Origin of the sequence: Streptomyces sp. NPDC090127, from assembly GCF_044746945.1 — a bacterium.
GTDB lineage: Bacteria > Actinomycetota > Actinomycetes > Streptomycetales > Streptomycetaceae > Streptomyces.
Window position 1 is genome coordinate 414,677 of the sequence record NZ_JBIVDE010000004.1, and the last position, 20,593, is coordinate 435,269.

At 69.6% G+C, this 20,593-nt stretch carries 17 protein-coding genes; 5 read left to right on the plus strand and 12 right to left on the minus strand.

Translation table 11 applies throughout. The features are described from left to right. Positions 1 to 63: 63 nt before the first annotated feature. From trpD to ACIPPS_RS17490, 5 genes are all read right to left on the minus strand, one after another. Entirely contained in the window at positions 64 to 1,128 is a 1,065-nt protein-coding gene (gene trpD / locus ACIPPS_RS17470; protein ID WP_401432359.1) for an anthranilate phosphoribosyltransferase, read from the minus strand. 119 nt (positions 1,129 to 1,247) lie between these two features. Then, the gene (locus ACIPPS_RS17475; RefSeq protein WP_401432362.1) at positions 1,248 to 2,873 is read right to left on the minus strand and encodes a cytochrome bc complex cytochrome b subunit; all 1,626 of its coding nucleotides are present in this window, start codon (positions 2,871 to 2,873) and stop codon (positions 1,248 to 1,250) included. After that, positions 2,870 to 3,922 carry a Rieske 2Fe-2S domain-containing protein gene (locus tag ACIPPS_RS17480; RefSeq protein WP_401432365.1) on the minus strand — a complete coding sequence of 351 codons (1,053 nt, stop codon included), beginning with the start codon at positions 3,920 to 3,922 and terminating at the stop codon, positions 2,870 to 2,872. Before ACIPPS_RS17480 ends, ACIPPS_RS17475 begins: the two co-directional genes overlap by 4 nt. Beyond that, positions 3,919 to 4,728, minus strand: a complete 810-nt coding sequence (locus ACIPPS_RS17485; RefSeq protein ID WP_401432368.1) for a c-type cytochrome — start codon at positions 4,726 to 4,728, stop codon at positions 3,919 to 3,921. The genes ACIPPS_RS17480 and ACIPPS_RS17485 overlap by 4 nt, the downstream gene beginning before the upstream one ends. Positions 4,729 to 4,795: 67 nt before the next feature. After that, the gene (locus ACIPPS_RS17490; protein WP_401432371.1) at positions 4,796 to 5,416 is read right to left on the minus strand and encodes a heme-copper oxidase subunit III; all 621 of its coding nucleotides are present in this window, start codon (positions 5,414 to 5,416) and stop codon (positions 4,796 to 4,798) included. A gap of 177 nt (positions 5,417 to 5,593) precedes the next feature. Here ACIPPS_RS17490 and ACIPPS_RS17495 point away from each other — a divergent pair, with 177 nt between their 5' ends. Further along, a complete protein-coding gene (locus tag ACIPPS_RS17495; protein ID WP_401432373.1) occupies positions 5,594 to 5,995 on the plus strand; it encodes a hypothetical protein in 402 nt (133 codons plus the stop codon). 3 nt (positions 5,996 to 5,998) lie between these two features. Here the strand turns inward: ACIPPS_RS17495 and ACIPPS_RS17500 are convergent, their stop codons facing one another. The 4 genes from ACIPPS_RS17500 to coxB form a co-directional block, all read right to left on the minus strand. Beyond that, positions 5,999 to 7,252, minus strand: a complete 1,254-nt coding sequence (locus ACIPPS_RS17500) for an Ig-like domain-containing protein (RefSeq protein ID WP_401432376.1) — start codon at positions 7,250 to 7,252, stop codon at positions 5,999 to 6,001. 124 nt (positions 7,253 to 7,376) lie between these two features. Next, a complete protein-coding gene (locus ACIPPS_RS17505; protein WP_401432379.1) occupies positions 7,377 to 7,775 on the minus strand; it encodes a cytochrome c oxidase subunit 4 in 399 nt (132 codons plus the stop codon). After that, positions 7,772 to 9,508, minus strand: a complete 1,737-nt coding sequence (ctaD, locus tag ACIPPS_RS17510; protein WP_401432381.1) for a cytochrome c oxidase subunit I — start codon at positions 9,506 to 9,508, stop codon at positions 7,772 to 7,774. The genes ACIPPS_RS17505 and ctaD overlap by 4 nt, the downstream gene beginning before the upstream one ends. Then, positions 9,505 to 10,500, minus strand: coding sequence for a cytochrome c oxidase subunit II (gene coxB, locus ACIPPS_RS17515; protein WP_401432384.1), 996 nt, complete (start codon positions 10,498 to 10,500; stop codon positions 9,505 to 9,507). The genes ctaD and coxB overlap by 4 nt, the downstream gene beginning before the upstream one ends. A gap of 289 nt (positions 10,501 to 10,789) precedes the next feature. Here coxB and ACIPPS_RS17520 point away from each other — a divergent pair, with 289 nt between their 5' ends. Continuing rightward, on the plus strand, positions 10,790 to 12,178 hold the full coding sequence (locus tag ACIPPS_RS17520; protein WP_401432386.1) for a cysteine desulfurase/sulfurtransferase TusA family protein: 1,389 nt from the start codon (positions 10,790 to 10,792) through the stop codon (positions 12,176 to 12,178). Positions 12,179 to 12,305: 127 nt separating this feature from the next. Here the strand turns inward: ACIPPS_RS17520 and ACIPPS_RS17525 are convergent, their stop codons facing one another. Next, positions 12,306 to 13,280 (minus strand): carbohydrate kinase family protein, encoded by a 975-nt coding sequence (locus tag ACIPPS_RS17525; protein ID WP_401432389.1) that lies wholly within the window; start codon positions 13,278 to 13,280, stop codon positions 12,306 to 12,308. Positions 13,281 to 13,457: 177 nt separating this feature from the next. On the opposite strand from ACIPPS_RS17525, the gene ACIPPS_RS17530 reads away from it, so the two are divergent. Beyond that, positions 13,458 to 13,664, plus strand: coding sequence for a hypothetical protein (locus tag ACIPPS_RS17530; protein ID WP_401432391.1), 207 nt, complete (start codon positions 13,458 to 13,460; stop codon positions 13,662 to 13,664). Positions 13,665 to 13,749: 85 nt separating this feature from the next. Next, complete coding sequence (locus tag ACIPPS_RS17535; protein ID WP_401432394.1) at positions 13,750 to 15,315, plus strand: hypothetical protein; 1,566 nt, start codon at positions 13,750 to 13,752, stop codon at positions 15,313 to 15,315. A gap of 75 nt (positions 15,316 to 15,390) precedes the next feature. Here the strand turns inward: ACIPPS_RS17535 and ACIPPS_RS17540 are convergent, their stop codons facing one another. Then, positions 15,391 to 15,747 carry an iron-sulfur cluster assembly accessory protein gene (locus ACIPPS_RS17540; protein ID WP_362477333.1) on the minus strand — a complete coding sequence of 119 codons (357 nt, stop codon included), beginning with the start codon at positions 15,745 to 15,747 and terminating at the stop codon, positions 15,391 to 15,393. Positions 15,748 to 16,028: 281 nt separating this feature from the next. Here ACIPPS_RS17540 and nadA point away from each other — a divergent pair, with 281 nt between their 5' ends. After that, positions 16,029 to 17,210: a quinolinate synthase NadA gene (nadA, locus tag ACIPPS_RS17545; protein WP_401432397.1), complete on the plus strand. Its 1,182-nt coding sequence runs from the start codon at positions 16,029 to 16,031 to the stop codon at positions 17,208 to 17,210. A 175-nt stretch (positions 17,211 to 17,385) separates the two neighbouring features. Here the strand turns inward: nadA and ACIPPS_RS17550 are convergent, their stop codons facing one another. Further along, entirely contained in the window at positions 17,386 to 20,535 is a 3,150-nt protein-coding gene (locus ACIPPS_RS17550; protein WP_401432399.1) for an efflux RND transporter permease subunit, read from the minus strand. Positions 20,536 to 20,593 lie beyond the last annotated feature (58 nt).

Sequence of the window (20,593 nt, forward strand, 5' to 3'; positions counted from 1 at the left end):
ATGCCAGCTGATCGTCGGCGCGCAACCCCGTTCCGCATGCCGGAACGGGGTCGCACGTCACGGTTACGCGTTGCTGGCGGCGACCCAGCGCTCCAGGGCCCGCCGCGCGGACCCGGAGTCGATGGACTCCGCCGCCTTCGCGATGCCCTCGCGCAACTGCTCCACCAGGGTGGTCTCCCCCGGGTGCAGCGCCACGAGCGCCGCGGCGGAGTTCAGCAGGACCGCGTCCCGTACGGGACCGGTCTCGCCCGCGAGCAGCCGGCGCGCCACGTCCGCGTTGTACGAGGCGTCGGCGCCGCGCAGCGCCTCCACCGGGACGATGTCGATGCCGACGTCCCTCGGGTCGAAGGTCTCCTCACGGACCTGCCCGCCCCGCACCACCCAGACGCGCGAGGTGGCCGTGGTCGTCAGCTCGTCCAGGCCGTCGTCGCCGCGGAAGACGAGCGCGGAGGAGCCGCGCTCGGCGAGCACGCCCGCGACGATCGGGGCCATCCGGGCGTCCGCGACACCGGTCGCCTGGGCCCTGACCCGGGCCGGGTTGGTGAGCGGTCCGAGGAAGTTGAAGACCGTGCGGATGCCCAGTTCCTTGCGGGCCATCGCCACATGGCGCAGCGCCGGGTGGAACTTCACGGCGAAGCAGAAGGTGATCCCGGCCTCGTGGGCGACCTCGGTGACCCGCTGCGGGGTCAGCTCCAGGTTGACGCCCAGCTTCTCCAGGACGTCCGAGGCGCCGGAGGCGGAGGACGCGGCCCGGTTGCCGTGCTTGACGACCTTGGCGCCCGTGCCGGCGACCACGATCGCCGACATGGTGGAGATGTTGACGGTCTTGGCGCCGTCTCCGCCGGTCCCCACGATGTCGACGGTGGCGCCGGGCACCTCGATCGTGTTGGCGTGCTCGTACATGGTGCGGACGAGACCGGTGATCTCCTCGACCGTCTCGCCCTTGGCGCGCAGCGCCACGACGAACCCGGCGATCTGGGCGTCGGTGGCCTCGCCCCGCAGGATCCGGTCCATCGCCCAGGCGGTGTCCTCCGCGCTCTGGTCGCGGCCGGTCAGCAGGCCGTCCAGGACGACGGGCCAGGAGCGGCCCGCCGACAGAGGTCCTCCAGCGGGGGTCGCAGCGCTCATGGCAGCTCCTGGTCATCACGTGACGGATACGGGACCCACCCTATCGAGCCCCGGGGACGGCAAAGGGCCCCGTCCATCGAATGGACGGGGCCCTCGCCGTGGCGACCTGGGTCAGGTGATCAGTGGTGGCCGTGGCCGCTGGTGATCTCCTTGTACTCCTCGGCGGTCGGCTTGGCGATCTGGTTGTCCTCGCCGTAGTAGCTCTTGTTGAGCCTGACGCGGAGCTTCTCCAGAGCGCCGACCTTGCGCTCCACACCGTTCTCGTCGACCAGCGGGCCGAGCTCGGCCGGCTTGTTCTGCTCGTGCGCCGTGAGCTTGTACAGCTCACCCTGGCTGAGCGGCTGGTGGATCTCGACGAACTCACCGTGCGGCAGGCGCTTGATGATGCCGGACTCGCGCCCGTGCAGCACCTTGTCCTTGTCCCGGCGCTGGAGGCCGAGGCAGATCCGCTTGGTGACGACGAACGCGATGACCGGTCCGACGAAGAAGAAGATCCGGACGAACCAGGTGATCGAGTTGATCGACAGGTGGAAGTGGGTGGCCCAGAGGTCGTTTCCACCACCGATGAGCATGATCATGTACGCGGTGATCCAGGCGACACCGAAGGCGGTGCGCGTCGGAGCGTTGCGCGGGCGCTGCGCGATGTGGTGCTCGCGCTTGTCGCCCGTGATCCAGGACTCGATGAACGGGTAGACCGCGATGGCCGCGAGGACCAGCGGGAAGATCGCCAGCGGGATCATCACGCCCAGGACGAGCGTGTGGCCCCAGAGGTTGATCTCCCAGCCCGGCATGACACGGATCAGACCCTCGGCGAAGCCCATGTACCAGTCGGGCTGGGCGCCGGTGGACACCTGGTCCGGACGGTACGGACCGAGCGCCCAGATCGGGTTGATCGAGGCGATCGCCGCGATGATCGCGATGACACCGAAGACCAGGAAGAAGAAGCCTCCGGCCTTGGCCATGTAGACCGGCAGCAGCGGCATGCCCACGACGTTCTTGTTCGTACGGCCGGGGCCCTCGAACTGCGTGTGCTTGTGGTAGAAGACCAGGATCAGGTGGGCGACCACCAGACCGAGCATGATGCCGGGCAGCAGCAGCACGTGCGCCGAGTAGAACCGGGCCACGAAGTCGCCGCCGGGGAACTCCCCACCGAACAGGAACATCGACAGGTACGTGCCGATGATCGGCACGGACAGGATCGCGCCCTGCATGAAGCGGACACCGGTGCCGGAGAGCAGGTCGTCCGGGAGCGAGTAACCGGTGAAGCCGGTGAACATGCCCAGGAAGAACAGCAGGAAGCCGAACAGCCAGTTGATCTCACGCGGCTTGCGGAAGGCGCCGGTGAAGAACACGCGCATCATGTGCACGAACATACCGGCGAGGAAGATCAGCGCCGCCCAGTGGTGGATCTGCCGGATGAGCAGACCACCGCGCACATCGAAGGAGATGTGCATGGTCGAGTTGAACGCCTCGGACATCAGCTGGCCCTGGAGCGGGACGTAGCTGCCGGCGTACTCCACCTCGTTCATCGACGGGTGGAAGAACAGCGTCAGGTAGACACCGGTCAGGATGATGATGAGGAAGCTGTAGAGGCAGATCTCACCCAGCATGAAGGACCAGTGGTCCGGGAAGATCTTCCGCATGTTGGCCTTGGCCAGGGAGTAGATCCCGAGACGGCCGTCGGCCCAGTCGGCCACCCGCTCACCGGCGGGTGCCTTCTTCTTCGTATCGGTCACAGTGCTCATCCGCGCTCCCAGAAGGCAGGGCCGACGGGCTCGTCGAAGTCGCCGAGCGCCTCCAGGTTGCCCTTGTCGTTCACACCGATCCGCAGCTGCGGGAGGGCGTGACCGGCCGGGCCGAAGATGACGCGGGCGCCGTCGGAGAGGTCGAAGGTGGACTGGTGGCACGGGCAGAGCACGTGGTGCGTCTGCTGCTCGTACAGCGAGATCGGGCAGCCCACGTGGGTGCAGATCTTCGAGAAGGCGACGATGCCCTCGTGCGACCACTCGAGCTCGCGCTTGTCCTTGATGTCCTCCGGCTGGATCCGGACGATCATCAGGGCGGCCTTGGCGATCTCGGTCTGGAAGTGGTGGTCGTGCTCCGAGAGGCCCTCGGGCATCGCGAAGGTCAGCGAACCGACGGCGACGTCCTCGGGACGCAGCGGCTCGTGCGTGTTCATGTTGATGAGCTGCTTGCCGTTGGCCCACAGGGTGGACCGGAGCTTCTTCTCGGGCAGCGGGCCCATGTCACGCAGCAGCACGATGCCGGAGAGCGGTACGAGCGACAGCGCGCCGAACATCGTGTTCCGGATCAGCTTCCGGCGGCCCATCCCGGACTCGGCGGCACCGGCCGCGAAGTCCGACATGACCTTCGCCTTGGTCTCCGGCGACGCCTGGATCGGGTGACGCTCGTCGGCGATCTCCACGTCGGACATCAGGGTGCGGGCCCAGTGGACCGCACCCGCGCCGATGAAGAAGAGCGCGGCACCGAGGGTCAGACCCAGGGCGAAGTTGAGCGCGCTCACCCGGCCGAACGGCCAGATGTAGACGATCTTGTCGACCGGGAAGATCACGTACGAGGCGATGAAGGCGACGGTGGCCAGCATCGACAGCGTGAACATGAAGGCGACCGCACGCTCGGACCGCCGGGCGGCCCGCTCGTCGATGTCCTGGATGCGCGGCTTGTGGGGCGGGAGCCCCGGGTCCGCGAACGGGTCGTCGAGGACCTTCACCGCGCCGTGCGCGGTGTCCTGCTCAGCGGGCAGGTTCTCTTCTGGAATCTCTTGGCTACTCATGACTTCTTGGCCTTAGCGGTGTGGGCCGCGACCCAGACGGCAACTGCGATCAGCGCACCCAGGCCGAAGACCCATGCGAACAGACCCTCGCTGACCGGGCCGAGGCCGCCGAGCGAGAGCCCGCCGGGGCTGTCGGCCTTTTCGCCGTTGACGGCCTGGACGTACGCGATGATGTCCTTCTTCTCCTGCTCCGGCATGGTCGTGTCCGGGAAGGAGGGCATGTTCTGCGGGCCGGTCTGCATGGCCTCGTACAGGTGCTTCGGGCTCACGCCTTCGAGGCTGGGGGCGTACTTGCCGTGCGTCAGCGCGCCGCCCTCACCGGTGAAGTTGTGGCACTGGGCGCAGTTGGAGCGGAACAGGTCGCCACCACGGGCGATGTCGGCGCCGTCGGGGCTGTACTGCTTCTCGGTCGGCGTGATCGGGCCGGCGCCGAGAGAGGAGATGTACGCCGCGAGCTGATCGATCTCAGCCTGCGAGTAGATGACCTTCTTCTTCGGCACCTGGGCGCCCGGCTGCTGGGCCGGCATCCGGCCCGTGCCGACCTGGAAGTCCACGGCCGCCGAACCGACGCCGACCAGGGACGGGCCGTCAGTGGTGCCCTGACCGCCGGTTCCGTGGCAGCTGCCGCAGCCGACGGCGTAGAGCTTCTTGCCCTCCTCGATGGCGAGGGACTGGGCGGTTTCATCGGCCTTCGCCGTGCCCGCGGGCGCGAACGCGGCGTACAGCCCCCCGGTGGCCGCCAGCGCGAGGAGTAGGACGACGACCGCCGCCAGCGGATGGCGTCGTCGTGCGGAGAGCTTTTTCACGGATTACCCCGGTGTCAGGATCTTCTGCGTCGGTGCTTGCTGGATGTGCTCGGGTCCCGGGACCCGATTACTTGATCATGTAGATCGTGGCGAAGAGGCCGATCCAGACGACATCGACGAAGTGCCAGTAGTAGGACACGACGATGGCGGCGGTTGCCTGCTCATGAGTGAATCTCTTGGCGGCGTACGTCCGGCCCAGGACCAGCAGGAAGGCGATGAGACCGCCCGTCACGTGCAGGCCGTGGAAGCCGGTGGTCAGGTAGAACACCGAGCCGTACGGGTCCGACGAGAGCGAGAGCCCCTCGTGCTTGACCAGCTCGGTGTACTCGAAGACCTGGCCGCCGATGAAGATCGCACCCATCACGAACGTGATGATGAACCACGTCCGGAGCTTCTTCACGTCGCCCCGCTCGGCGGCGAAGACGCCGAGCTGGCAGGTGAGGGAGGAGAGCACCAGGATCGTGGTGTTGGTCGCCGAGAACGGGAAGTTCAAGGACGACGCCTTTTCCGTCCAGAACGCGGCTCCCGTCACCGATCGCAGGGTGAAGTACATCGCGAAGAGGGCCGCGAAGAACATCAGCTCGGAACTCAGCCAGATGATGGTTCCGACGCTGGTGAGGTTCGGTCGATTGACCGACGGGTGCGCGTGCCCGGTTTCTACTGTCGTTACTGTCGCCACGACCGACATTATGTCGGTCGCTTATCCCGCCCTCACTCCGGGGGGTGCCGTTCGGAGTGTCAGGGGGGTGTGTCCAGCCCGAACGGCCCATCGCGGCAGCCTCTCGACCGGTGTCGTACCGGTGTTGACGGGGTGTGGGACGGAGTAGCATCCCGCGCATCGGTTGATGACCTTCACGGAGGAACGATGCAGTCGAGCGCCACGGTCCTGGTCTACAGCGACAACGCCCACACGCGGGAGCAGGTGCGCCTGGCGGCGGGTCGCAGGCCCGCGGCCGACGTTCCGCCGGTCGAGTTCATCGAGTGCGCGACACTCCCGGCCGTCCTCAGGCGGCTGGAGGAGGGCGGGATCGACGCCTGCGTCCTGGACGGCGAGGCCGTGCCGGCGGGCGGCATGGGCGTCTGCCGGCAGATCAAGGACGAGGTCTTCCGCTGCCCGCCGGTGCTGCTCCTGATCGGCCGCCCGCAGGACGCGTGGCTGGCCACCTGGAGCCGCGCGGACGCCGCCGTCACCCTTCCGGTGGAACCGGTCGAGTTCGCGGCGTCCCTGGCGGGCCTCCTGCGCACGCGCCTGTCCATCGACGCGTAACGGCTAGACGAGGGGCCGCAGGCGGCTGGGGTCCGGCTGATGGGCGGCGCTCTTGGTGTCGGCCACCAGGGCGCTGCCCTGGCGCCACTTGTCCCAGGACAGGTTCCAGTCGCCGAAGCCGTTGCCGAATGGGTCCATCGTGTCGCCGATGCTGTTGACGGTCTTCACGATGTCGCCCGGGCGGACGGTCTCGAAGAACCAGGCCGCGTTGCCCGTCGACATGCCGACACAGCCGTGGCTGACGTTCGCGAACCCCTGCGAGCCCACGGACCAGGGCGCGGCGTGGACGTACTCACCGCTCCAGGTGACCCGGGTCGCGTAGTAGACGGGCAGGTCGTACGATTCCGAGCTGCCCTCCGCGATGCCCACGCTGGTGCCGCGCATCCGGACGTAGTACTCCTTGCCGAGCACGACCTTGATGCCGTTTCGGGTGGAGAAGCCCGGTTTGCCGGTGGTCACCGGCATGGTCTTGATCACTTCTCCGTTGCGCCGCACGGTCATGGAGAACGAGCCCGCGTCCGCGACCGCCTCGATCCGGTCGCCGATGGTCAGCGTGAGCGGCTTCGACTCGCCGCCGTAGAGCTTGTCGCCGACCTTGACGCCCGCGAGGTTGGCGCTGGCCGTGATCGCCGCGCCGGTGGGCCAGTACTCCTTCGGACGGAAGTGCAGCTTCTTGTCGTCCACCCAGTGCCAGGAGCCCTCGACGGCCGGCGAGGAGCGCACCTTCAGGGCCCGTTCGACGACCGCGCGGGCCTCGCGGTCCTTGACGGGGAGACTGAGGTCGGCCGTGATGGGCTGCCCGACGCCGTACTTGCCCGCCTCCGGGCCGAACTCCACTGTCAGGGCCCGCTTGGCGGGGGCGGTCTCGAACGTGAACGTACGGGTGCCGGGAGCTCCGTCGTCGTCCTCCACGGACACCCTGACGGTGTAGCGGGCGCCGGCCATCAGGGAGCCCGTGGAGCGCCACAGGCGGCCGTCCGCGGTCAGTTCGCCGGCCAGGTGGTGCCCGGTCGCGTCGACGACCGTCACGTCCGTGATGCGGCCCTCGGCGCCCTTGGCCGTGATCTCCAGCGCCTTGTTCGGATCGGCCTTCCTGCCGTCCGCCGGGGCGCTGAAGGAGACCTGCTCCGCCGCGTCGTACGGCTTCGTCGACAGCGGGTGGCCGTCGGTGCCCGAGCAGGCGCCCGCGCCCGCGGTGACGGTGACGGCCAGCAGGGTGCAGCTCAGAACAGTCCGAATGCGCGGCGTGTCGTTCATGACATCACCGTAAGAACATTCCCCCCGCCCAGCGCGTCGAGTACTGCAAACGAGGGGCCCGGACACTTCGTGGTGACGAAGTGTCCGGGCCCCTCGGGGGTGTGACGGGGTGGAGCGGGCGGTGTTACTGGTTCTGGCTCTCACCGCGGTAGAACTCGAACACCCAGCCGAACAGACCGACCAGGATCAGCGGAGCCGAGAAGTACAGGATCCACCAGCCCATCGCGACGGCGAGGAAGGCGAGCGCGCCACCGACGGCCAGCGAGAGCGGCTGCCAGCTGTGGGGGGCGAAGAAGCCCACCTCGCCGGCCTCGTCCGCGACGTCGGCCTCCTTGTCGTCCTGCGCCATCGCGTCGACCCGCCGGGCCGTGAAGGCCAGGTAGTAGCCGATCATGATGGCGAGGCCGAAGGCCAGGAAGAGCGCCGTGGTGCCGACCGGCTCCTTCGACCACACGCCATAGAGGATCGCCATGGCGAGGATGAAGACGCTCAGCCAGATGAACATCTTGCCCTGGATCTTCACTTGCCGGCCTCCTTGCTGCCGGTGAGGGCCTCGGCCTCGTGCGGCTTGTTCTCGAGCTGGTCGAGAGCGGCGATCTCAGGGTGGTGCAGGTCGAACGCCGGGGATTCGGAACGGATCCGCGGCAGGGTGAGGAAGTTGTGCCGCGGGGGCGGGCAGGAGGTCGCCCACTCCAGCGAACGGCCGTAGCCCCACGGGTCGTCGACCTCGATCTTCTTGCCGTACTTGGCGGTCTTCCACACGTTGTAGAAGAACGGCAGGATCGACATGCCGAGCAGGAACGAGGAGATCGTCGAGATCGTGTTCAGCGCGGTGAAGCCGTCGGCGTCGAGGTAGTCCGCGTAACGACGCGGCATGCCCTCGGCACCCAGCCAGTGCTGCACCAGGAACGTGCCGTGGAAGCCGATGAAGAGCGTCCAGAAGGTGATCTTGCCGAGCCGCTCGTCCAGCATCTTGCCGGTGAACTTCGGCCACCAGAAGTGGAAGCCGGCGAACATCGCGAAGACCACGGTGCCGAAGACGACGTAGTGGAAGTGCGCGACGACGAAGTACGAGTCCGAGACGTGGAAGTCCATCGGCGGCGAGGCCAGGATGACGCCGGTCAGACCACCGAAGGTGAAGGTGACCAGGAAGCCGATCGTCCAGAGCATCGGTGTCTCGAAGGACAACGAGCCCTTCCACATCGTTCCGATCCAGTTGAAGAACTTCACGCCCGTCGGTACGGCGATGAGGAACGTCATGAAGGAGAAGAACGGTAGGAGCACACCACCGGTGACGTACATGTGGTGGGCCCACACGGTCACGGAGAGACCGGCGATCGCGATGGTCGCGGCCACCAGACCGATGTAGCCGAACATCGGCTTGCGGCTGAAGACCGGGATCACTTCGGAGACGATGCCGAAGAACGGCAGGGCGATGATGTACACCTCTGGGTGTCCGAAGAACCAGAAGAGGTGTTGCCAGAGCAAGGCGCCGCCGTTGGCCGCGTCGAACACGTGGGCACCGAACTTGCGGTCCGCCTCCAGGGCGAACAGCGCGGCCGCCAGGACCGGGAAGGCGAGCAGGACCAGGACACCGGTCAGCAGCACGTTCCAGGTGAAGATCGGCATACGGAACATCGTCATGCCGGGGGCGCGCATGCAGATGATCGTGGTGATGAAGTTGACCGAACCGAGGATCGTGCCGAAGCCGGAGAAGGCCAGACCCATGATCCACATGTCGGCGCCGACACCCGGCGAGCGGACGGCGTCCGACAGCGGGGAGTAGGCGAACCAGCCGAAGTCGGCCGCACCCTGCGGGGTGAGGAAGCCGGCCACCGCGATGATCGAGCCGAAGAGGTACAGCCAGTACGCGAACATGTTCAGCCGCGGGAACGCCACGTCGGGCGCGCCGATCTGCAGCGGCATGATCCAGTTCGCGAATCCGGCGAACAGCGGCGTCGCGAACATCAGCAGCATGATCGTGCCGTGCATCGTGAACGCCTGGTTGAACTGCTCGTTCGACATGATCTGCGTACCCGGACGGGCCAGCTCGGCGCGCATGAAGAGCGCCATGAGTCCGCCGATGCAGAAGAAGACGAACGACGTGACCAGGTAGAGCGTGCCGATCGTCTTGTGGTCGGTGGTGGTCAGCCACTTCACCACGACATTGCCGGGCTGCTTGCGGCGTACCGGAAGCTCGTTCTCGTACGAGTCCTCAGCCGCGGCCGCACCCTGGGGTTCGTTGAGGATGCTCACAGTTGGTTCTTCTCCGCATTCCTGGCCGGGTCCGTCTGCTCAATGCCCGACGGGATGTAGCCGGTCTGCCCCTTCTCCGCCAGCTCCTTCAGGTGCTGCTGGTAGCGCTCCGGAGAGACCACCTTGACGTTGAAGAGCATCCGGGAGTGGTCGACGCCGCAGAGCTCGGCGCACTTGCCCATGAAGGTGCCCTCCTGGGTCGGAGTCACCTCGAAGGAGTTGGTGTGACCCGGGATGACGTCCTGCTTCATCAGGAAGGGGACCACCCAGAAGGAGTGGATGACGTCACGGGAGGTCAGGACGAACCGGACCTTCTCGCCCTTCGGCAGCCACAGGGTCGGACCCGGGTTGCCGTTCTGCGGGTTCCGGTCACCGGGGATACCGGCGTCGTAGACGCCGCCGGCGTTGGCCGGGAAGTCGTCCTGGAACTTGTCCGGAATGGCGTCGAGGTTCGGGGCCGTCTGCGCGTCACCCGTCACCCCGGGCACGTTCTCGATGTAGTTGAAGCCCCAGCTCCACTGGTAGCCGACCACGTTGATGGTGTGGGCCGGCTTGTCGGCGAGCGAGAGGAGCTTCGACTCATCGCGTGCGGTGAAGTAGAAGAGCACCGAAACGATGATGAGCGGGGTGACGGTGTACAGCGCCTCGATGGGCATGTTGTACCGCGTCTGCGGAGGAACCTCGACCTTGGTGCGGCTGCGCCGGTGGAAGATGACGGACCACAGGATCAGCCCCCAGACCAGCACGCCCGTGACGAGCGCGGCCGCCCACGAGCCCTGCCAGAGGGAGAGGATCCGAGGCGCCTCTTCCGTGACCGGGGTGGGCATTCCAAGGCGGGGGAAGTCTTCCCAGTTGTACGAGCAGCCGGTGGCTGTCGCCAGGATCAGGCCCGCAGTCAGCACCTGCGGCAGCTTCCGCCGCATCGGGCGCCGAGACGTGGGGGTACCACCCGCGCCTTGGCTGCGGGGGAGGTCGGAGCCGTTGGGACTCACGTAGCGCCTTCCCGAGAGTCTCGGCCCGCGCTGGTCGGCCACGGCCGTCCGTCTCTCTGGTCGGTCGCCGCCCCGGCCGCGGGCAGGGGTTTGGATGTTTATGCGGACCAAACCCTACTGGACGCTATTTGGGGTCGCGCGGGGAGGGTGCCCAACGCGCCGTCCGACTCCCCGAAGGGGTGGAGCCCGGGGTTCCGCCGGGCGGTCGCGACCCCCCGGACGTGCGGCGATCGGCCGTGTGAGCGGGGCATCTGACGGGGGATTACGGAGCGGGGGCTAGCGTGGTCCGGTGCCCTACTTCGACGCCGCCTCCTCCGCCCCGCTCCACCCCGTCGCCCGCCAGGCGCTGCTTGCCTCCCTGGACGAGGGCTGGGCCGACCCGGCCCGGCTCTACCGCGAGGGGCGGCGGGCCAGGATGCTGCTCGACGCGGCCCGGGAGGCCGCCGCGGAGGCCGTGGGCTGCCGCGCCGACGAGCTGGCGTTCACTCCTTCGGGGACGCGCGCGGTGCATTCCGGAATTTCCGGCGCGCTCGCGGGGCGTCGGCGTGTCGGGACCCGGTTGGTGGCCTCGGCGGTCGAGCACTCCGCCGTTCTGCACGCCGGCGAGGCGCACGCGGCGGCCGGCGGTTCGCTGGCGGTGGTGCCGGTGGGCCGATCCGGGGCGGTGGTGGCCTCGGCCTTCGGGGCGGCGGCGTCGGAGCCGGGGACGGCGCTGGCCTGCCTGCAGTCCGCCAACCACGAGGTGGGGACCGCGCAGCCGGTGGCGGAGGTCGCCGAGGCCTGCCGGGCGGCGGGGGTGCCGCTCCTGGTGGACGCGGCACAGTCGCTGGGCTGGGGGCCCGTCGAGGGGGCCTGGTCGTTGCTCGCGGCGAGCGCGCACAAGTGGGGAGGGCCGTCGGGCGTGGGGCTGCTCGCGGTCCGCAAGGGTGTCCGTTTCGCCCCTCAAGGTCCGGCGGACGAGCGGGAGTCGGGGCGGGCGGCCGGGTTCGAGAACCTGCCGGCGATCGTGGCCGCGGCCGCCTCCCTGCGGGCGGTGCGGGCGGAGGCGGAGGCCGAGGGGGCGCGGCTGCGGGCGCTGGTGGACCGGATCAGGGCGCGGGTGCCGCAGCTGGTGCCGGACGTGGAGGTGGTGGGCGATCCGGTGCGCCGACTCCCCCATCTCGTCACCTTCTCCTGTCTCTATGTCGACGGAGAGACCTTGCTGCACGAGCTGGACCGGGAGGGTTTCTCCGTTTCGTCCGGTTCGTCGTGTACGAGTTCGACCCTGACGCCCAGCCATGTGCTGCGGGCCATGGGCGTGCTGAGCGAGGGCAACGTCCGGGTCTCGCTGCCGGCGGGCACCGCGGAGGAGGACGTCGACCGCTTCCTGGCCGTGCTGCCGGGGGTGGTCGCGGCGGTACGGCAGCGGCTCGGCGCGCCGGAGACGGTGGCCGCGGAGCCGGGCCCGTCCGGCTCGCTGGTGGTGGACGCGCTGGGGCGGCGCTGCCCGATCCCGGTGATCGAGCTGGCGAAGGTGATCGGGGACGTGCCCGTCGGCGGCACGGTCACGGTGCTCGCCGACGACGAGGCGGCCCGCCTGGACATCCCGGCCTGGTGCGAGATGCGCGGCCAGGAGTACGTGGGCGAGGAACTGTCCCCGGGGGGCGGGGTGGCGTACGTGGTGCGCCGGGTGGCGTAGCGGGCGCCCCGCCCGGATCCGTGGCTCCACGCCCGGATCGACGGGGCGCACCGGCGCACCGCCCGGACCCGCGAGACGCAACCCGGGGGCCCCGCGCCCGGCGGGCGGGCGGCGGGGCCCCGGCGCGTCAGGCCAGGTGCGCCTGGACCTCGGCGGCGGCCTCGTCGCCGTACGCCTTGGTGAAGCGCTCCATGAAGTTGGCGCGGCGCAGCGTGTACTCCTGGGTGCCCAGGGTCTCGATCACCAGCGTGGCGAGCATGCAGCCGACCTGGGCCGCGCGCTCCAGGCTGACGCCCCACGACAGGCCGGTCAGGAAGCCGGCGCGGAAGGCGTCGCCGACGCCGGTCGGGTCGACCTTGGCCTCCTCCTCCGCGCAGCCGACCTCGATGCTCTCCTCGCCCGCCCGCTCGATGCGGACACCGCGCGAGCCGAGGGTGGTGACGCGGTGGCCGACCCGGCCGAGGATCTCCTCGTCGGTCCAGCCGGTCTTGGACTCGATCAGGCCCTTCTCGTACTCGTTGGAGAAGAGGTACGTGGCGCCGTCCAGGAGCGTGCGGATCTCGTCGCCCGCCATCCGCGCGATCTGCTGGGAGAAGTCCGCCGCGAACGGGATGGACCGCGTCTTGCACTCCTCCGTGTGGCGCAGCATCGCCTCGGGGTCGTCGGCGCCGATCAGGACGAGGTCGAGGCCGCCCACGCGGTCGGCGACGGCCTTCAGCTCGATCTGCCGGGCCTCGCTCATCGCGCCCGTGTAGAAGGAGCCGATCTGGTTGTGGTCCTTGTCCGTGGTGCAGACGAAGCGGGCGGTGTGCAGGACCTCGGAGATCCGCACGGAGCCGGTGTCGACGCCGTGCCGGTCCAGCCAGGCGCGGTACTCGTCGAAGTCGTAACCGGCCGCACCCACGAGGATCGGGTTGCCGCCGAGCTGGCCCATGCCGAAGCAGATGTTCGGGCCGACGCCTCCCCGCCGGATGTCGAGGTTGTCGACGAGGAAGGAGAGGGAGACCGTGTGCAACTGGTCCGCTACGAGCTGGTCTGCGAACCGGCCGGGGAAGGTCATGAGGTGGTCGGTGGCGATGGAGCCGGTGACTGCGATACGCACGGCTGGGCGCTCCTGCGGGACGGGATGGATGGGTGCGCGCGAAGCGCTCGTACAAGGGTGATGGGCGCCGGGAGGGCGACAGTTCACGCTACCGGCTGGGAGGAGCCCTGCCGATCAGTGGAAACTACCCCAGAGTAGGCCTTTTCCCCGGGGCCATGGCGTGCGTACGGTGCGCGTATGTCCACGCAACCCGCTCCTCGGGAGCCTCAGGAGTCCGAGTTCGGCCTGGCCCAGCTGCGCGGCGCCGGCGCGCGGATGGCCCCGCACTGGGTGGTACCGGCGGCCGACGCGCCCACTCCGGTCTCCCCCGCGCGCATCCACGGCGTCGTCGTGCCGCCCGCATCGGCACGGCTGATCGACGCCACCTCGGAATACGGCGTCTGAGGGACGGAACCACCCGCTCGCCCGTTCCGTCCCACTGATGTCTTCCGGGGAGCTGTTCCCCGGGCCGGGACGAAGGAGCGATGCGGTGAGCGGTACGGAGAACCGGCGGATGCGGCACCGGCCGCTGCTCGTGGCCTCGGTCGCGGCGGGCGTGCTGCTGGCCGGGGGCGGCGGGGTCTACCTGGCCGGCTCCTCGGACAGCACCGCCGCCGCTCCCCCGCCGCTGGCCCTGGACACCACGGGCAGCGGCGAGGGCAAGGGCGCAAGCGGTGACGGCGGGCCCGGGATCGCACCGGGCGAGCCCGACCCGAACGGCGGCGGAGCCGTCTACAAGGCCAAGGGCCCCCTCCCCCAAGGGCCCTCCTCGGCCGCAGTCCACCGGCCTGAGGGCCGGGTCACCTCGGCGGAGGTGACCCGGCTGGCGAAGGCCCTGGGCATCGCGGGCACGCCGAGGCTGGAGGGCGAGGTCTGGAAGATCGCGCCGGAGAAGGACGGCTCGGGGCTGCGGCTGGACGTCTCCGCCGAGGCCCCGGGCAGCTGGACGTTCACGCGGTACGACGGTGGTCCGGTCGGCGACACCTGCCTGAAGGGCAAGGCCTGCCCGCCCCCGGGCGAGGCGAAGCCGCCGCGGGGCGGTCCGGTGAGCGAGGCCGCGGCGCGGGCGGCGGCCGCTCCGGTCCTGAAGGCGGCGGGCCAGGACGACGCGAAGGTGGACACGAGCCAGCTGATGGGGTCGGTACGGGTGGTCAACGCCGACCCGGTCGTGGGCGGCCTGCCGACGTACGGCTGGTCGACCGGGATCCATGTAGGTCCCGGCGGCGAGCTGGTCGCGGGCAGCGGGCAGCTGAAGGAGCCGGCGAAGGGCGCCGACTATCCGGTGATCAGCGCCGGGAAGGCCCTGGAGGAGCTGAACAGGTCGGCCGTTCCGGGCTCGATCGGCATCGGCGACTGTGCGACGGACCCGCCGGCCGGGGCCCCGCCGGCGGCGGACGACCCGAAGGCGGACACCCCGGAGGCCGACGGCCCGAAGGCGGACACGCCGGCCGACGTGCCGCCCGCGGCGGACGCCCCGGCCGAGGTCCCGCCCGCGGCGGGCACGCCGGGCAGGGACACGCCGGCGACCGTCGCCCCGACGGTGACCTGCGAGCCGCAGGAGCCGCCGCGCGAGCAGGCCGTCACGGGCGCGGTCTTCGGGCTCGCGGCGCAGTACGTGGACGGTGCGCGGGCGCTCGTCCCCTCGTGGCTGTTCCAGGTGGAGGCGGAGGCCGGGGCGAAGCCGCACACGGTCGTCCGGACGGCTGTGGCGCCGGAGCACCTGGTGCCCCCGGCGAAGCCCACGCCCACGCCGACCCCGACGCCGGATCCGGGTGAGGGCACCGCGCCCGCGCGGCAGATCGAGTCGTACCGGGTGGACGGCGCCGGCGCCAAGCTGTCGGTGACCTTCTGGGGCGGGGTGTGCAGCACGTACACGGCGACGGCCACGGAGAGCGCCGGCCAGGTGAGCGTGCGGGTGACGGAGAAGCCGACCGCCCCGGACCGGGCGTGCATCGCCATCGCCGTGGAGGTGACCCGCACGGTGGTTCTGGAGCAGCCGCTCGGCGGCCGGGCGGTCGTGGACGCGGCGAGCGGGGAGCCCGTACCGAGGAAGTGACCGGCCCCGGGTCCGAGACGTACGAAGGCGACCGCCCGGAATCCGGGCGGCCGCCTTCGTACGTACGGCTGAGGCCTAGCTGAACGAGTCGCCGCAGGCGCAGGAGCCCGTGGCGTTCGGGTTGTCGATCGTGAAGCCCTGCTTCTCGATGGTGTCGACGAAGTCGATGGAGGCGCCGCCCAGGTACGGGGCGCTCATGCGGTCGGTGACGACCTTGACGCCGTCGAAGTCCTTGACGACGTCGCCGTCGAGCGAGCGCTCGTCGAAGAAGAGCTGGTAGCGCAGGCCGGAGCAGCCGCCGGGCTGTACGGCGACGCGCAGCGCGAGGTCGTCGCGGCCTTCCTGGTCGAGCAGGGCCCTGACCTTACCCGCGGCGGCGTCAGACAGGAGGATGCCGTCGCTGACAGTGGTCTTCTCGTCCGATACGGACATCTGCTTCTCTCCCGGGTTGTACGGAGACTGCTTGCCGACGGTTGCAACCGGCGGGGCCCCGGATTCATTCCGGGCGAGGCTCGGCTCTACGTCTTTATCCCTTTCATGCTCGCACACCCGCCCGCGAAGCAACGACGCTCATGGAGGGGGAAGGGGCAAGCACCGATCCGTGGACCCCGAATTCGTCACATCGACACTATGGCCATCGTCAAACTGACGTGAAGCGGTTATGATAGATAGCGTCATTTAGACGAGAAGCGCTGCCGCAGATAGTAGAAAGGGTGCGTGACGTGACCACCGCCCAGCCCCTGGACGTCCAGCCGACGCCGCTCGCCCTGCTGCTGCTCGGGCGCGAGGCCGACCCGAAGAGCGAGCGCGGCGTGGAGTGTCCCGGCGACCTTCCGTCGCCCTCCGACCCCGACCTGGTGGAGCGCGCCCGCGCCGCCAAGGAGAAGCTCGGGGACAAGGTCTTCGTCCTCGGCCACCACTACCAGCGCGACGAGGTCATCCAGTTCGCCGATGTCACCGGCGACTCCTTCAAGCTCGCCCGTGACGCGGCGGCACGCCCGGAGGCCGAGTACATCGTCTTCTGCGGCGTGCACTTCATGGCCGAGTCGGCCGACATCCTCACCACGGACGACCAGAAGGTCGTGCTGCCGGACCTCGCGGCCGGCTGCTCGATGGCCGACATGGCCACCGCCGAGCAGGTCGCCGAGTGCTGGGACGTGCTGACCGAGGCCGGCATAGCCGAGCAGGTCGTCCCCGTCTCGTACATGAACTCCTCGGCCGACATCAAGGCCTTCACCGGCAAGCACGGGGGCACGATCTGCACCTCGTCCAACGCCAAGCGCGCCCTGGACTGGGCCTTCGAGCAGGGCGAGAAGGTCCTCTTCCTGCCCGACCAGCACCTGGGCCGGAACACGGCCGTGCGCGAGATGGGCATGTCCCTGGACGACTGCGTCCTGTACAACCCGCACAAGCCGAACGGCGGTCTGACCGTCGAGGAGCTGCGGAACGCCAAGATGATCCTGTGGCGCGGGCACTGCTCGGTGCACGGCCGGTTCTCGCTGGACTCCGTCGAGGACGTGCGCGCGCGGATCCCGGGCGTGAACGTGCTGGTCCACCCGGAGTGCAAGCACGAGGTCGTGGCGGCGGCGGACTACGTCGGCTCGACGGAGTACATCATCAAGACCCTGGAGGCGGCCCCGGCCGGCTCGAAGTGGGCGATCGGCACGGAGCTGAACCTGGTCCGCCGCGTGGCCAACGCGCACCCGGACAAGGAGGTCGTCTTCCTCGACAAGACGGTCTGCTTCTGCTCGACGATGAACCGGATCGACCTGCCGCACCTGGTGTGGGCGCTGGAGTCGCTGGCGGAGGGCAAGCTGGTCAACCGGATCCAGGTCGACACGGAGACCGAGAGCTTCGCCAAGCTGGCCCTGGAGCGCATGCTGGCGCTGCCGTAGGCACCGAGCCGGCCCGAACGGCCCGGAGGGCGCCCCGCACTCGCGCGGGGCGCCCTTCGGCGTTCCTGGGCGGCGCGGGACGCCGGAGGCCCGGTCCTGCGGCGCGGGACGCCGGAGGCCCGGTCCTGCACCCCTCGGTGCCGGACCGGGCCTCCGGTCGTCGTGGCCGGACGCGTCAGACGTCCAGCGCGTCCAGGAACGTCGCGTCCGCGGGGGACGTGTCCGGCTGCTCCGGGTTGTCCAGCGAGCCGTCCCGCTTCTTCGCCTTCTTCGCCGCCTTCTTCTTCGCGCGGCGCTCCTTGCGGAGCTCCACCATCGCGTAGAGCGTCGGCACCAGCAGCAGCGTCAGCAGCGTCGACGTGATCAGACCGCCGATCACCACCACGGCCAGCGGCTGGGCGATGAAGCCTCCCTCGCCGGTGACACCGAGCGCCATCGGCAGCAGCGCGAAGATCGTCGCCAGGGCCGTCATCAGGATCGGGCGGAGTCGGTGACGGCCGCCCTCGACGACCGCCTCGACGACGCCGAGGCCCTGCGCACGGTACTGGTTGATCAAGTCGATCAGCACGATCGCGTTGGTGACGACGATGCCGATCAGCATCAGCATGCCGATCATCGCCGGCACGCCCATCGCCGTACCGGTGATCAGGAGCAGACCGATCGCGCCGGTCGCCGCGAACGGGATCGACACCAGCAGGATCAGCGGCTGGACGAGCGACCTGAAGGTCGCGACCAGGAGCATGAAGACGATCGCGATCGCCGCGAGCATCGCCAGCGCCAGGTTGGTCTGCGCGTCGGACTGGTCCTCGGAGAGACCGCCGATGGAGGCCGTCGCGCCCTCCGGCAGGTCGAGCGCGTCGATCTTCGTCTGGAGCTCGACACTCACCGCACCGGTGTTGTCACCGGTCGGCTTGGCCGTGATCGTCGCCGCGCGCGCCCCGTCGATCCGGGTCATGGCGACCGGGCCGGGGACGAGCTCGACCTCGGCGATGTCGGCGAGCTTGACCGGTCCGAACGGCAGCGCCTTCAGGCTCGCCATCGTGGTGGCCGGCTTCGCCGAGGTCAGGACGATGTCCCGCTCGGTGTCGTTCAGGATCGCCTTGCCCGCCGGGGTGCCCCGGACCGCCTGGGCGACGGCCATGCCGAGCGTGGTGTCGTCGAAGCCGAGCTCCGCCGCCTTCGCGTTCGCCTTGACGGAGATCCGCGGCACGGACTGGGACAGGTCGCTCTGGACGTCGGTGACGTCGTCGAGCGTGGCGACCTCGGCCTTCACCGCCTCGGAGGCCTTCTTCAGGGTGTCCGCGTCGGACGCCTTGACGACCACGCTCAGGTCCTGGCTGCCGAAGCCGTCGCCGGCCGCGATCGTCGTGTCGCCGATGCCGTCGAGCGTGCCGAGCGCCGCGTCGAGCGCGTCCCGGGTCTTCTCGTACGACGCCGAGTCCTCCAGGGTCAGCTGGTACGAGGCCTGGTTGGCGCCCGTGCCCCCGCCGAAGGCGGCCATGAAGCCCGAGGAGCCGACGGTGACCTGGTAGTCCTTCACCCCGTCGGTGGAGGCGATGACCTGCTCGACCTTCCGCGCGGCCGCGTCGGCCGCCGCGAGGCTGGTGCCCGGAGCCAGTTCCTGCTTGATGCTCAGGACCTCCTGCTCGCCCTGGTCGAAGAAGTTGGTCTTCAGGAGCGGGGCCATGCCGAAGGTGCCGAGCAGCACGACGACCGCGATCGCCACGCTGGTGAGACGGCGCCGGGTCGCGAACCGCAGGACCGGGACGTACAGGCGCTGGAGACGGCTCCTGCTCTCCTTCTCCTCCGCGCGGCGCCGGGCCTCCTCCGGGTCCCCGGACGTCCCCTTGGGGGCGCGCAGGAACCAGTACGAGAGGACCGGGACCACCGTCAGGGAGACGAGGAGCGAGGCCAGCAGGGCCGCGGTGACCGTGAGGCTGAACGAGCCGAACAGCTCGCCGACCATGCCGCCGACCAGACCGATCGGCAGGAAGACCGCGACCGTGGTGAGCGTGGAGGAGGTCACGGCGCCGGCGACCTCGCGGACCGCGGTGATGATCGCGGCCTCGCGCTCCTCGCCGTAGCCGAGGTGCCGCTTGATGTTCTCCAGGACCACGATCGAGTCGTCCACGACCCGGCCGATGGCGATGGTGAGGGCGCCCAGGGTCAGCATGTTGAGCGAGAGGTCACGGGTCCACAGCACGATCAGGGCCAGGACGACCGAGAGCGGGATGGAGACCGCGGTGACCAGCGTGGAGCGGATCGAGGCGAGGAAGACCAGGATCACCAGGACGGCCATGACGAGGCCGAGCGCGCCCTCCGTGGTCAGACCGGAGATCGACTTGGAGACGGCCGGACCCTGGTCGGAGACGACGGTCAGCTCGGCGCCCGCGCCGAGGTCCTCGCGGAGGTCGGGCAGCTTCTCCTTGACCGCGTCGGAGATGGCGACGGCGCTGCCGTCGTTGTCCATGGTGGCCATCACGGCGAGGCTGGGCTTGCCGTTGGTACGGGTGATGGAGGCCCGGGCGGCCTCCTCCTGCTTCACCTCGGCCACGTCGGCGAGGCGCACCGCCTTGCCCTTCGCGGGCTTGACGCGCAACTCCTGGAGCTGCTGGAGCGAGGTGAAGCCGCCGCCGACCTGGACCGTACGGCTCTTGCCGTCCTCGGAGAACGAGCCGGCCGGGACCGTGCCGCCGCCGGAGCGGATCGCCTCGACCAGCTTGCCGGCGTCGAGGCCGGCCGCGGCGAGCCTGGCGGCGTCGGGGGTGACCGAGACCTGGAGGTCCTGGACGCCGTCGACGGAGACCTGGCCGACGCCGTCGATGTCCTCCAGGGCGGGGACGACCGTGCGCTCCAGCTGGTCGGCGAGCGCCTGCTGGTCCTTGTCGGAGGTGACGGCGAGGACGACGGTCGGGATGTCGTCGGTGGAACCGGCGACGACCTGCGGGTCGACCCCGTCGGGCAGCGCGACGCGCGCCCGGTTCACGGCCTGCTGGACGTCGGCGACGAGCTGCTTGGTGTCCTCGTCCCCGAAGTCGAAGGTGGCCATGATGACGGCGTTGCCCTCGGAGGCGGTGGAGGTGATGCCCTGGACGCCGTCGACGGCCTTGATGGTGCTCTCGAGCGGCTCGACGACCTGCTTCTCGACCACGTCGGGCGACGCGCCCTGGTAGGGAGCGAGCACCGAGACCATCGGGAGCTCGATCGAGGGCAGCAGTTGCTGCTTCAGCTGCGGGATGGCTATCGCCCCGAAGACGATGGCGACGATGGACATCAGCCCGATCAGGGCCCGTTGCGCGAGGCTGAATCTGGACAGCCAGGACATGGGGTCTCTCTTCTGTGGCGTGCTCGGCAGGCGGGCGGTGAGGGGTGCCCGCCTACAC

Coding starts and splice junctions, on each gene's coding strand:
- trpD (WP_401432359.1), bottom strand. CDS start 1,128: ATGAGCGCTGCGACCCCCGCTGGAGGACCTCTGTCGGCGGGCCGCTCC.
- ACIPPS_RS17475 (WP_401432362.1), bottom strand. CDS start 2,873: ATGAGCACTGTGACCGATACGAAGAAGAAGGCACCCGCCGGTGAGCGG.
- ACIPPS_RS17480 (WP_401432365.1), bottom strand. CDS start 3,922: ATGAGTAGCCAAGAGATTCCAGAAGAGAACCTGCCCGCTGAGCAGGAC.
- ACIPPS_RS17490 (WP_401432371.1), bottom strand. CDS start 5,416: ATGTCGGTCGTGGCGACAGTAACGACAGTAGAAACCGGGCACGCGCAC.
- ACIPPS_RS17495 (WP_401432373.1), top strand. CDS start 5,594: ATGCAGTCGAGCGCCACGGTCCTGGTCTACAGCGACAACGCCCACACG.
- ACIPPS_RS17500 (WP_401432376.1), bottom strand. CDS start 7,252: ATGAACGACACGCCGCGCATTCGGACTGTTCTGAGCTGCACCCTGCTG.
- ACIPPS_RS17530 (WP_401432391.1), top strand. CDS start 13,458: ATGTCCACGCAACCCGCTCCTCGGGAGCCTCAGGAGTCCGAGTTCGGC.
- ACIPPS_RS17540 (WP_362477333.1), bottom strand. CDS start 15,747: ATGTCCGTATCGGACGAGAAGACCACTGTCAGCGACGGCATCCTCCTG.
- ACIPPS_RS17550 (WP_401432399.1), bottom strand. CDS start 20,535: ATGTCCTGGCTGTCCAGATTCAGCCTCGCGCAACGGGCCCTGATCGGG.